Genomic DNA, 12598 nt, shown 5'->3' on the forward strand with positions numbered 1-12598 from the left:
CTAGAAAAATCAAGCGACTGGCCTTCCCGCAACTAGCATAACGCCCCATTGGTCATTGCAAGACACACTTCCAGACATTTCCCTTGCATCTCCCCGGTCAATATGTTTCCCTTCAAGTAGTCGCCCTCTCTCCCGAGATTCATCCATGACGTTGAAGCGTTGGTGCGGCATCGTGTTCGCGGCCCTGTTGGGCGTTTCCAGCAGTCGTGCCGAGGACAAGAAGCCGGAAATTGATCCGTATGACCAGTCCAAAATCGCGTTGGAAGTCGAACCCCCGGCGGACTTCAAGGGCAAGAAGATCGTGTTGGTGGCCGGTCGGGCCAGCCACGGTCCCGGTGATCATGAGTTTTTCGCGGGCACGGTCATCCTGGCAAACCTGTTGAAGCAGACTCCCGGCGTTTGGCCGGTGATCGCCCGTGACGGTTGGCCGAAGAACGAGAAAATCTTCGAGGGGGCCGATTCGCTGCTCTTCTACATGGACGGCCGGGGCGGGCATCCCGTCGTCCAGAAGGACGCGATGGGCGACCGCATGGACCGCATCCAAAAGCTGATGGACAAGGGCGTTGGCTGGGTGAACCTGCACTATGCCGTCGATTATGAAATCAAGGACGGCAAGCGAGTTCTCGGCTGGATGGGCGGCTACTACGAACCCGGCTATTCAATCAATCCGCATTGGGACGCCGAAGTCCGGTCCCTGCCGACACACCCGATCACCAGCGGGGTGAAACCGTTCGTTCTGCGTGACGAGTGGTATTACAACATGCGGTTCCAACCCGAAATGAAGAACGTGACGCCGATCCTGACCGCCCTCCCGCCAGACAACACTCGGGGAACCGAGGCGGCCAAAATGAACAAGGGCCGCCCGGAACATATGGCTTGGGCCTACGACCGGGCCGACGGCGGCCGGGGCTTCGGTTTCACCGGCGGCCACTTCCACCGTAACTGGGGGGACGAGAACTTCCGACGGTTGGTGGTAAACGCCATTCTCTGGAGCGCCAAGATTGATGTTCCCAAGGAAGGGGCGAAAGTGGACTTCGACCCGGCCGATTTGAACAAGAATCTTGACCGCAAGGGCAAAGCCGAGTTCAAACCGATCCTGCCGCCGGAGAAAAAAGAACCGGCAGGCAAATAACATCCTGCATTGGTGATGAGCCATGAGCCATACCAAGGAACCGGTTCCTTGGTATGGCTCATGGCTCATGGCTCATGGCCAAATCACCTTCGGCTAGATTTCAAAACCGAATCATCCCCGAGTGGTCAACATGTTCACGACCCTTTTTCTTGCCGTGACTCTCGGAGCGCCAGATCCTCTTCGCGGGCAACCGGGACCATTGAAGGGGGAAGTGGTCTTCGTTGTGAAGACGAATCTTGTCATCGACGCTCAACGAATCCATTCTTCGGCCCCGTCCCCCGCCCAAATTGGCCACATGGAGTTCACTGTTTCTCGGCAAGAAGGGGATCGGTTGTGGCTCCTGTGGACTGGCTATTCTTCTGCCTCGTTGAATCGTCAGGACGTGGTCACCGCCAAGGAGGCCATCGCCGCGTATACGGAACTCATCAAAGAATCACCTCAATCGGTGACGTATTATGTGCGCCGTTCAAAGGCGTATGATGCGATCCGTGATTTTGACAATTCCCTGAAGGATTACGACGAACTGGTCAAACTCAGTCCGCAGTCCTCCGCATATTGGAACAATCGGGGCAACATCTTCGTCCGCAAAAGGGAGTATGCGAAGGCCCAAAGCAACTACGAAAAGGCTTTGGAATTATCGCCGGGTTCGAGCATCTATCATGGCAATCTCGGCAACCTGTTCCTGATCCAGAATCAACCGGACAAATCGCTGGAGCATTTCAACGAGGCGATCCGCATCATGCCGGATTACTCGCGGGCGCATGCGGGCCGGTCGGCGATTCACCGGGAACAGGGGGAATTCGCCAATGCGTTGGAAGATGCGGAGTTGGCCGTGAAATTGGACATCGTCTCTCCAAACGCTTATTCGGCCCGAGGGATGGCCCGTTTATTGACTGGCAAACCCAACGAAGCCTTTGAGGACTTCAACAAAACCTTGGAACTCGACCCCAGTTACGCGGCCGGTTATCTCTATCGGGGATACTATCACCTGAACCGTAACGAACTTCAACCGGCCATCCGGGACTTCGACACCGCCATGCGGTATCTCCCCGAATACACGGCCGCCATGATCCGGCGTTCCGAGGCATGGGCGAAAGCCGGGAACCACCGGCAGGCGCTGGCGGATGCGAACTCGGCGGTCAAATGGGACGATAAAACGGCCGTCGCCATCCGGCCCAAGGCCTGGCTGTTGGCCACCGCGACCGACCCGGAAATCCGCAACGGGAAAGAGGCGTTGGAACTGGCGACGAAAGCGGCGGCCTTGCCACGCGGAAACACAGGAGCCACCCAAGATGCCATCGCGGCGGCTCATGCGGAACTCGGTCATTTTGAAGAGGCCGTGGCAGCCATCAAGAAGGCGATGGCCGATGAGAAATACCGGGCTGAAAAAGGAGAGGCCCTCACGAAACGACTGGCCGGGTATGAAATGAAGAAACCTCACCGGGAGTGAGGTTTCTTCGGCCAACCCCACCGGTTATTCCTTGGTGGGATCTTTCACCGGAGTGGGATCCGGGTCAACCTTGTCCGCCTTGGGCGGCACAAGCGCCGGGGGAGGCGGAGGAAACCCGGCCAAGCCTCCGCCGAATCCGGCGATGCCGCCGATAAGGCCCACATTATTTCCACCCGGCATGTTCGGGTGCATCATCGGATGCGGCGCCGGCACAAGGCTGTCGCTGTCCTTGAGTTTGTCCGCACGGGCCTCGGTCGTGACATAAATCACATTCCCCATGCGGGCCGGTTTCAATTCGGCCATTTCACACATCAACCGCATGGCCGCCTCGAAGGGAACGTCTTCCACTTGCAGTGTGACGGGACTCAAAGCCGTTTTGTTCTTGACGGTCTTCGGATCAAACACCACGCTCACGCCATACCGCAGTGACAATTCCCTCACGGCCGTCTGCAACGGCACGTTGTCGAAATTCACTTCCACCCGTTGCTTCAATTGCCGATAAACACCCGCCTCTTCCGTGGTGATGAGAAGCGTGCCGTCCGCGATCACATAGGTGAGGTTGTACTGGCCGACGAGCGCCCGGAGGGCCGTCCGGAGTTTCGCGTTTCGCATATTGAGATCGACATTCATTTCCTCGGGGGCGAACCCCATCAACTGGATGGCGTTGCGGTCGAGGACGATCTGAATCTTGTACTGCTCGGAGATGGTGTTGATGATCGCCGTGAGGTTCTGTTCCTTGAACTCGAAATTGTTCGGCGTGTCAAGGGCCTTGCGGATGGCGTCCGGGGCCGTGGTGGTGGCATCTGGTTTGTCCACAGGCTTCGGGGCCGGGGCGGCAACCAGCGGGCTCAAAGCCATGGCCACCGCCAGCAATCCGGCGGCTGACAAGAGAGTAGCGCGACAAGACATGAGATTCGCTCCATCAGGAGATGAACATCGATTTGACACACCAACAAAACACGATCATCCGGTCGGATGTTGGTGACGGTCATTGTACAAACGGCATCTCGCCACCTGATGACAAGACCGGGATGGAACTTGAAAAATAACTTCAGAATGGGGCAGGGGGCAAGATTGCCAAATTCATTTGCCCGGCCGGACTTCGTACCGAGTTTGACAAATTGGTTCGTTAACGTCACCCAAACAGGCGATTTGCCGGACCGCTTTGTCTTCGTCAGCGGGGACCGCTCATGTATCGTCGGGCCAATTCACGGGCTTGTTCGAGGGCGATGTCTGTCTGCCGTTCCGGATCGCGTTCGGTCACATCCGGAACAATTCCGGCCCCGGTGATCGGGTTGCCGCTCGGCGAGAGCAACCGGGCGATGGTCAGTCGGACACCGGCCTTGGATTTGGTCTTGCCCGTGGTTTCGTCAACCTCATCGGCGGTCGTGAAGCGGATGATATTTTGCAGGGAGCCTTTTCCGAAGGTGGCCGTGCCGACCAGCTTGGCCCGTTGGTTTTCCCGCAGAGCCACGGCAAACACTTCGGCCGAACTGGCCGTGTCCCCGTTGATGAGCAGGACGGCCGGGAGGTCCGTCGCCGTGTTTCCGGAAGTGGAGGTGTAAACCTTCGTGGCATCCGGTTGCGGCCCTTGGGCGGTCACGATGATGCCGGCCGGAAGAAACTTTTCGGCCGTTTTGACGGCCGCCGGGAACGAACCGCCGGAGTTGCCTCGCAAGTCGATCACAAGAGCCTTGACCTTGGCCATCGCCACAAGGTTCTTGAGGGCGGCATCCACTTCCGCCGGGGTCGAAACCTCAAATCTCAGGATTCGCAGGTAACCCACGTTCCCTTCTTGAATGGTCACTTCAATGGTGGACCGGGAAAATTCGGTGTCCTCACCCGTCAGTTGATTGGCCGGAAGGTAGGCGGAATATTCATCCAGCGAGTTGCAGGCTCCGCAAATGAACTCCAGAACCACGGCATTAACCGAGCGAAGCCCCAGCACCCGCTTGGAGGCTGACGCCACTTCGGCCACCACCTCGACCGCCTGTCGAACATTGGAGACCTCGCGGCCGCCCCATGCCTTTTGGACACTGGCGCGGAATTTGGTGACAGCGGCTTCGTCCGTCCCGCGCAGATGATCCCGGACAAACGTCGGATCACTCAGGGCGGCGAGATATTCATCCATTCCCTGTCGGAAAAGCTTGGAGACGGTCACTTTGCCCGGATCAACATAGTGGGCCTGAATCTTACGGATGACTTCGTCATACAAGGCCAAAACGTCGGCTTGGGGCATGGCCAGGATTTTGGCCTGAAAGTTCGGATCGCGATGGCGGTTGGCTTGCAAGGCATGCCGGACGCACTTGGCCAGACTGAGGCGGGCTTCCTCGTTTGATTTGTCGGCCGAGAGAATGCGAAGCCACGATTGAATGGCTTCCTCCCAGCGTTGGTTCTTTTGATGGGACCGGGCGATTTCGATCAGTTCATCCGATGTCGGAGCGACAGCCGGAACAGCGCCAAATTGAGCCGACAGTAAACTCGGGCCGGTGAGCATGGCGGCAAGCGCCAGACCGGTCAGTCGAAACGTTGATCGATGGATCACAATCCCGGCCCTCCAAAACGCATCCAATGGGGGAGGTTGGGAGAGAGAAGATTACACCCACGCACTATAAACCATCCGAGGCTCTCAGGTCAAACAACTTATAAAGTTTTCGGGAAGATGTTACAAGGTTGCCAAACGCGGGCGGCTGACAACCAAAGGCCGCCAGTCATTCGCAACGCGGCTCTTTCAAGTGATCCGGCCCAAGAAAGTTGTTGCCAAGTCGTGTGCAAATCGGATACACTCCATTTATGATCGGGCTTTGACGATCACCAGCCACCCGAATCTTTTCCCTCGACGACGACTTCCATGAAGCCAAACCTTGTGAACGGCGACACCTCCGGCGGCGAACCGGCGGGATTGCGTTCTTCTCCCGCTGTTTCCCCGGATGTCTCCGCTGCCCTGCGTGTTTTGCGGAACCGCAGTCCGGAGGAATCTCTCGGGGTTAACACCAAAAACAGCCTGCTTCGGGCCTCCATTCAGGCAGGGATCGTCACGGGCGTGCTTTTCGCAGCCCTAACGATCGTTCCCTATGTGCTGGCCAAGGTCTTCCCTCCTGCTCCCAAGGAAGTCAAGCAGACGCCGGCTGAGACGGAAACAACCGCGCCGACAACCGCCCCGGCTTCGACCACAAAGGAAACCGCCCCGACTCAAACGGCGAAGAAAACACCCGATGGCCCCGCCGTCCCGCCCAAAACGGCGGGCAAAAAAGACATTATGGACGTCCTCGGGGAAACCGGCGCCAAGCCATCCAATCCACGGGTGAATCCGCTCGACAAGAAGGAAGACGACCTGTTGAAAGATTTGAAGTGACCTTCCCCCGCCGACGCCCTTTCCTGCGATCAGAGCCTACGCCGTGCAACTTCCTCGACTGACCATTCCACGGGCCGCAATTGCCACCGGGCTTTTCGTACTCATGTGCGTCGGCCTGACCGTCTTTTCACGCCTGCCGGGAATCGTTGACATCATTGGCTGGGGAATCGTCTATCTCCTCGGTTTGACTTGGGTTGTTTATTTCGTCGAGCGAGCGGCCCAGCGCATCGAAAGCGAAAACGCCCAATCCCAATGGGAAACATCCAAGGAGGGCGCGGCCGGTTGGATTCCCAAAGCGTGGGAAAATCATTCTGGCGAACCCGGTTGGAACCCCTTTGACCCCTCGGCCCTGTATTATCAGCGGGCCAAATGGTGGTTGGTATCCCTGCTGTTTTTGTGTTTGGTGGCTGCGGAATCCGTGGCTTTGATGGAATTTGTGCCGATTCTGTTCAAGCAAGTTGATCACAACGACATCGTTAAGTCCGTTGGCAGCGCATATGACGCACTTCAACGATCGCAGATGTGGGCACTGGCCGGCGTGCCCTTTGTGATCATTTTGTTTTTGCTCACTGTGCGGGAACGGCTTCGCCAATCGCTCTCTTTGCTGGTTGGCTATTCGTGCTTGTTCGTGGTGGTTTATCTTCTCGCCCACCTAAAGATCGCAGGATCATCTGAGGGTTACGATCTTCCAGAAGGTGGCGGGAAGGATTCCATTCAGGCCAGTTCCGTTAAAGTTCAAAAGATCATCAAGAAAAAATATGTCATCAATCCGTACAGTTCTGTCGTCTTTTCGGCTCCCCCGCCGATTGACCAAATTGAACTGAAGGAACTAACCGAGGATTCCCAGAACCGTTATCAGGTCGGCCAGGGGGGGGACGGCAACACCGGCGATGGCGACGGCAGTGGCGCCGGATTTGGCAACGGCACGGGCAAGGGGAAGGTGGCATTCATTCGCCTCAAGCACGGGGATCGCGGCTGGGACCGCAATTTCGGCATCGGCGGCGACCGCAACATGCTTCTTGAGTATCATCTGCGAACCAAGCAAAAGGTGGCCGACGAAACCGAATATCTGGACACCGGGCTGCTGCCAAACATGCCCGCGTTGAAGAACCCGCCGCTGTTGTACATTTGCGGCACAGGATCGCTGCCGTTGAGCGCCATCGACAAAAAGAACCTCAAGCAATACCTCACCGAACGTCACGGCATGATCCTCGGTGACAACCACGGCGGACCGGGTTTCCACCAACACTTCATCGCCATGATGAACGAGATCACCGGGGTGACTCCGGTGGCCATCCCGCGGGATGATCTCATCCATCAACGGCCATACGCCCTGCCCCAACTCCCCATTGTGGTCGCCCACGGCCCGCCGGTGCCGCTCGGTTGGAAGATCGACGGCCGATGGGCGGTCTACTACCACCCCGGCGCCTTGAGCGACGCCTGGCGGGACGATCACGCCGGGATCAAAAAGGATGTCTACGAGTCGTGCTATCAACTCGGGGTCAACGTCATGTATTACTCTCTCAAGGAGAAGAACAAATGGCTCCAGTCGCAAAAGCCCTAAGCGTCGCTTTTCTTTTCCTGATGGCCGGGCCGGTTTTCGCTGGTCCGCTTGATGAGATGGCCGTTGAACGTTGGGCCAAACTCAAAGAGGCCGAACGTTATCAACTCAACGTGGCCGAGAAGTTCTACCGCGAACACCAATACAAGGTGGCGGCCGACGAGTACGAAAAGTTCCTGAAGCTTTACGACCGCAGCGAGGGGGCGGCCTTCGCCCAACTCAAGTGGTCGCATTGTCAGATTGAATTGCGGAAGCAAAACACCGCCATCAAGGATGGTTATCAATCTGTCCTTGATTATTACCCGGAATCGCCGGAAGCCCCGGTGGCCGCCCTGCTGATCGGCCGCACCCACCGCGACACGGGGGACTTGAAACTCGCCAAGAAGTCTTACGCCAAGGCCATCTCGGCCTATCCCAAGCACTTCGCCGCCGTGATGGCCCGGTTGGATCTGGTGGATATTGCCGTCAAGGAAATGGATCTGCCGGCTCAAACCAGTCTGCTCTCCGAACTCACGTTCAACGTCGAGCGCAAAGGCCCGACAGTCGAACCATGCGTTCTTGCCTCGCGGCAGTTGGCCAAACTGTCATTCCGGGCGGGGAACTTCGACGAGGGATTGAAGGCCGTCGCATCCAGTTGCAAAGAGGCCGAAATCCCTTCGCATCTGATGCACCACGAGATCGGACGCTTGCCGTGGATCATTGGTGAACTGACCGGGGCGATGGATGAACCGACCAAAAAGCTCGGCGAGAAACTCACGGACGCCGCTTGCGGCTGGTTCAAAACCCAGGCTCTCGCCGGGTTGAAGGATGAAAAGACCAAAGCCGCCGCCACCGACACTTGGTTTGCCGTGGTGGAACTCCGCCGCAACGCCCGCCAACCGGACAAACAAAAAGCGACCTTGGATGAAATGCTGGCCGCCATTGGTGTCTCGGACGCCCTGTTGGGTCGCGTGGCCCAGTGGTGCCGGGAAAACAAGAAGATGGACGAAGCCCGGCAGACCTATGCGAAATACAAAGATGCCGCCGAAGGACAGAGTCATGTTGCCTCCACTTACATCGAGGAAAAGCAATACGACAAAGCCATCGTGATCTATCGCCAACTCGCGGCCGCCGACGCCAAGACCGGCGCCAAATGGCTGTCCGCCGCCGCGATGGCCTATCGCCACTCTGGCAAACCCGATCCGGCGATTGCCGTCTATCGAGAATTGCTGGTCGCCGATGCGGCCAACGCCAGCGCCTACCACTTTGAAATTGCCGAGACGCTGTACTACGCCCAGCGTTGGAAAGAGTGCATCACCGCTTACCGGGGCACAGAGCGATTTCCGCATAACTACCAACACATGGCCGCCGCCCACCGGCAATTGAAGGAATACGACGAAGCCATCGGCCTCTACACGCAGATCATCGCCGCTTCCCAACAAACCGCTTCATGGGCAACCTACCAAATCGCCGCCACCCACGAACAGGCCGGCCGCAAGGAAGAGGCGATCAAGGTCTTCAAACAAGTTTGCGATCGCTACCCCAAGAGTTCCGAGGGAAGTCAGGCCCACACTCACCTGAACGAGAAGTACAAAATCTCGGTGACCTTGGGCGGAGCCAAAGACTAATTGAATTGCGTCATCGGCACGTTTATGGAATGCCGATGACGCGGATTTTTGTCCCTCCTCGGCCAGTGACTTTTCCGAAGCCGGATCACTTCGCGTTCATTGGCGAACACCATCAAAGCCGGTTAATAACTCTCTCAGAAAATCAGATTGATTCGCGTTTGTATCATCACAACTTTATCGTTGACATCAATCTCACGATGAAATACCCTGCACGGGCACCTTATTCATGCTCTCCCATTTGTTGAAAGGGATGCCCGATGTCTTGTTTGATGCGAAATCATCGTTGGAAGCGAAAAGCGTTTACATTGATCGAACTGTTGGTTGTTATTGCAATCATCGCCATCTTGATTGGGTTATTATTACCGGCGGTTCAAAAAATTCGTGAAGCCGCCAATCGGATGAAATGCTCGAATAATCTCAAGCAACTCGGCCTTGCGCTGCATAATCATCACGACACGACCGGGACATTCCCTCCCGGAACACGAAACCTGACGCTTTCCGAGAACAACGAATGGCCCTACCTGCTTCATTATCTGCTCCCGTACCTTGAACAAACGGGATATTACACCGCCATCGGGGAAGGCAATTTCACTCCCCCCAAACCTTGGACGGCTGCGTGGCCTGCCTCGGTGGACAGCAAGGCACTTAATGGTTTTCTGTGTCCCAGCGACGGCCGGTCCAACGTGAAATTTCAAACGGTGGCGAGGCTGACGGCGAGCAACTACCTTGGGATCTTTTCGGGGACCATCGACGATCACCAATGGAACAACTCTTATCCGGCCAATCAGAAATCCATGTTCTGCATGTCCGCCGCCCGCGCCGTCAAGATGTCTGACGTGACGGACGGATTGAGCAACACCATGGCGCTGGCCGAGGGCCTGACCGGCACCGGCGAGACGGATGGCCGCGGATTCTTTTACACCAACCGGGCCGGTTGTCAGTTTCTGTATGTCACGCAAACCCCCAATTCATCATCAGCAGACAGAATGCATTCGTTCACTTGCAACTCGACATTCAATCAGCCGACGCAAAATCTTCCCTGCACCCCGACTGATGACGGGAGCGCGAATGCGGCTTCCCGAAGCCGCCACACCGGGGGAGTGAATGTGTCCGTCGGCGATGGCAGCGTCCGGTTCGTCAAAAACACCATCGCGATTGGCGCCTGGCAAAACTTCGGTTACATCTCTGATGGCAATGTTGTTGACACGCAATAATCATTTCGGTCGGCAATTCAATTGAAAATATCATCCACTCTCCCCCGTCTGCAAATTGCGGACGGGGATATTTATCCATGGAGAATTCTCGTCAATGTTTCTCGCAACTCGCCGTGTCGGACTGTTAATTATCTCAATCACTTTCTTTGCCCTGTTAGCCGGATGTGGAAACGATCAACAAGCATCTGTTTCCGGCAAAGTGACTTATGAAGGGCAACTGGTGGAATCAGGCACGATCAGTTTTATTCCAACTGACAAAAACAAAGGGCAAACGGCCGGCGCGACCATCACCAACGGGAGTTACCAAATCGAGGGGAACAACCTTCCGTTGCCGGGGAATTATCGCGTGGAGATCACCTCCCGGCAAAAAACCGGCAAAAAGATCCCCGCCGGTTCCCCCTCGCCGCCCGGCGTGATGATTGATGAAACCATCGAAGGAATTCCGGCAAAGTTCAACAAGAACTCCACTTTGCAACAGGATTTAAAACCCGGAAAAAACACCTGCGACTTTGCCTTGACCGGCAAGTAATCACATTTAATCCCGGTCAAGACGGACGCCCAGTTCTTGAAGAAGTTTGCGGGTTGGCCGACGTCGCCATGCCCGATGGAGCGGCCGAATCGGCCAAAGTTGTCTCCAAGTGATTAGCGTAGCCCCCTTCCATGTCGGCCAGTATCGGTTGGAAGTTGCGTCGAAGGAGAAGTAGCCCGTCTCCACTTGGTGGGCAAGCATTCGCTCCCGGCCATCGATCAGGTGACCCACGGGATCAGGACCGACTGGCCGGCGTTTCTTGCCTGACCCCAAGTAGTCCAGCGCTTGCTGGTGGACATGGATTAATCTCCGCGGATCACTCTCCTCCGGAAGCCATAGCACGGTGACCCCCGGCGGCGGGGGGATGCCGGTCGTCACCTGATTGTTTGCCGTGGCGATTTCCGTTCCATCGTCAAATCGTGTTTGAAAAACCAGCGTGACTTGTCGGCGGGCGCCTGCCGTCGCGACCAAAATCTTCGCCATGTCAAGCGTCTTGGGATGCTCCATCAAGGTGATTTGTCCGGTGGCGGCCGCATGGCCGGTGTGCCGCCAATATCCGCGAACAACGAAACCATCCTCGTGCAAGTCCGCGATGATTTGAATTGCATCCGCCGTCAGACAATCTTCCTCAACAGGCTCAAAATTCGTGACGGCCGATATCCAATTTTTGGACCTGGCACGGATCGGCACCGTGACGGCCACATAGGCGAATCCCAAGCCGACTCCCAGAACGACCGAACTCAAGACAATTTCGACGGGCGTCATTTGGCCTCCCACTCGTTTCGCTTCTCCGGTTGATCGCCAAAACTTGAAATGCGGTTGGAGTTTTCTTCGGCCCGATCAATCGGCCGGTGAATTTGTCATCACGTCCGGCTCACGGGAAACAGAACTGCGAACAGATTTCGCCCCCGCGGCCGATTTGATCGGCGGCCAGATTTTGAAATTACACGGTCTGTGCCTCCGGTTAGATCACAACACCCCGAATTGTATTCCCAGCCCGCTCGGCAGACGCTGAACAAAGGCAAATACTCGGGTGGCAATTATCAGTTGGCGAACCGAGAAATATTCGGTTTTTCTCGGCGTTCCGGCGTGGAACCGGGGCTTGTGGAACAGTATCTGAGTGATTTCACCACGTCCGGATCTTGCCTCCGGCCGCCGGATGGAGCGAACAAACGACGGCCGACAAGGCGTTCACCGTCTGGGTTCCGGACAAAGCCCGGCGGAAATCCCAAAGTGAAAAAGCCTCTCCCCTCGACCAGACGGACATGCGCCTGACCAGCCTGCGAATCGAAATGCCCGACGGCGTGAGCTATGAGATTTTGCGACTGACGTTTCCGGTCGAGGTCATGAACGCGATCAAACCGAATGAACTGATCAATGAGTTCCGGGATTCGGTGATCGAAAATCTCGGGGCGATTTTGGAAGAGAAGGCCGACGTCAAAATTGACAACGCCATCGGCCGCGATTTCGTGATCGAAAACCTCCGGGGGTTGATGATGCGGTCCCGGATGCTTGTGGCGAACGGCGGCCGGTTCTTTATCCTCATCGCGTCCGGACCGGCTGAAAAGATCGAGAAGGAAGACACGCTCGTTCTGTTGAATTCCTGCCGAATTCCCTTTGATGCTCCCCCGCCGGTGCTGGCTAAAAATCCAATTGGAAAAGGGCAACCCCTTCTCGGCCGGGGTCTGTTCGGCCCCGGCGGTCCGGACAGACCCTATGGCCCCGGCGGTCCCGGCGGCCCGAGGCGGCC

General features: G+C 56.7%; 10 protein-coding genes and 1 pseudogene. 8 read left to right on the top strand and 3 right to left on the bottom strand.

Annotated features, from left to right (window positions below; genetic code table 11):
• Positions 1 to 145: 145 nt before the first annotated feature.
• Positions 146 to 1132, top strand: coding sequence for a ThuA domain-containing protein (locus BGIM_RS0139480; protein ID WP_020475123.1), 987 nt, complete (start codon positions 146 to 148; stop codon positions 1130 to 1132).
• A 130-nt stretch (positions 1133 to 1262) separates the two neighbouring features.
• Positions 1263 to 2582, top strand: a complete 1320-nt coding sequence (locus BGIM_RS0139485) for a tetratricopeptide repeat protein (RefSeq protein ID WP_020475124.1) — start codon at positions 1263 to 1265, stop codon at positions 2580 to 2582.
• 24 nt (positions 2583 to 2606) lie between these two features.
• Here BGIM_RS0139485 and BGIM_RS0139490 read toward each other — a convergent pair whose 3' ends face one another.
• Complete coding sequence (locus tag BGIM_RS0139490; RefSeq protein ID WP_157369778.1) at positions 2607 to 3491, bottom strand: FecR domain-containing protein; 885 nt, start codon at positions 3489 to 3491, stop codon at positions 2607 to 2609.
• A gap of 265 nt (positions 3492 to 3756) precedes the next feature.
• Positions 3757 to 5127 (bottom strand): S41 family peptidase, encoded by a 1371-nt coding sequence (locus tag BGIM_RS0139500; protein ID WP_020475127.1) that lies wholly within the window; start codon positions 5125 to 5127, stop codon positions 3757 to 3759.
• 306 nt (positions 5128 to 5433) lie between these two features.
• On the opposite strand from BGIM_RS0139500, the gene BGIM_RS0139505 reads away from it, so the two are divergent.
• The 5 genes from BGIM_RS0139505 (at position 5434) to BGIM_RS0139530 (ending at position 10848) form a co-directional block, all read left to right on the top strand.
• Positions 5434 to 5937 (top strand): hypothetical protein, encoded by a 504-nt coding sequence (locus BGIM_RS0139505; protein ID WP_020475128.1) that lies wholly within the window; start codon positions 5434 to 5436, stop codon positions 5935 to 5937.
• A gap of 43 nt (positions 5938 to 5980) precedes the next feature.
• The gene (locus BGIM_RS0139510) at positions 5981 to 7501 is read left to right on the top strand and encodes a DUF4159 domain-containing protein (protein WP_157369779.1); all 1521 of its coding nucleotides are present in this window, start codon (positions 5981 to 5983) and stop codon (positions 7499 to 7501) included.
• The gene (locus BGIM_RS0139515; protein ID WP_020475130.1) at positions 7477 to 9105 is read left to right on the top strand and encodes a tetratricopeptide repeat protein; all 1629 of its coding nucleotides are present in this window, start codon (positions 7477 to 7479) and stop codon (positions 9103 to 9105) included. Before BGIM_RS0139510 ends, BGIM_RS0139515 begins: the two co-directional genes overlap by 25 nt.
• A gap of 269 nt (positions 9106 to 9374) precedes the next feature.
• A complete protein-coding gene (locus BGIM_RS54885) occupies positions 9375 to 10319 on the top strand; it encodes a DUF1559 domain-containing protein (RefSeq protein WP_063607954.1) in 945 nt (314 codons plus the stop codon).
• A gap of 94 nt (positions 10320 to 10413) precedes the next feature.
• Positions 10414 to 10848: a hypothetical protein gene (locus BGIM_RS0139530; RefSeq protein WP_020475133.1), complete on the top strand. Its 435-nt coding sequence runs from the start codon at positions 10414 to 10416 to the stop codon at positions 10846 to 10848.
• Between the two features lie 6 nt (positions 10849 to 10854).
• Here the strand turns inward: BGIM_RS0139530 and BGIM_RS0139535 are convergent, their stop codons facing one another.
• A complete protein-coding gene (locus BGIM_RS0139535; protein ID WP_020475134.1) occupies positions 10855 to 11613 on the bottom strand; it encodes a hypothetical protein in 759 nt (252 codons plus the stop codon).
• Positions 11614 to 11990: 377 nt separating this feature from the next.
• Here BGIM_RS0139535 and BGIM_RS66195 point away from each other — a divergent pair.
• A pseudogene (locus tag BGIM_RS66195) lies at positions 11991 to 12598 on the top strand (hypothetical protein); the annotation flags it as partial.

Source organism: Zavarzinella formosa DSM 19928, from assembly GCF_000255705.1.
Lineage (GTDB): Bacteria > Planctomycetota > Planctomycetia > Gemmatales > Gemmataceae > Zavarzinella > Zavarzinella formosa.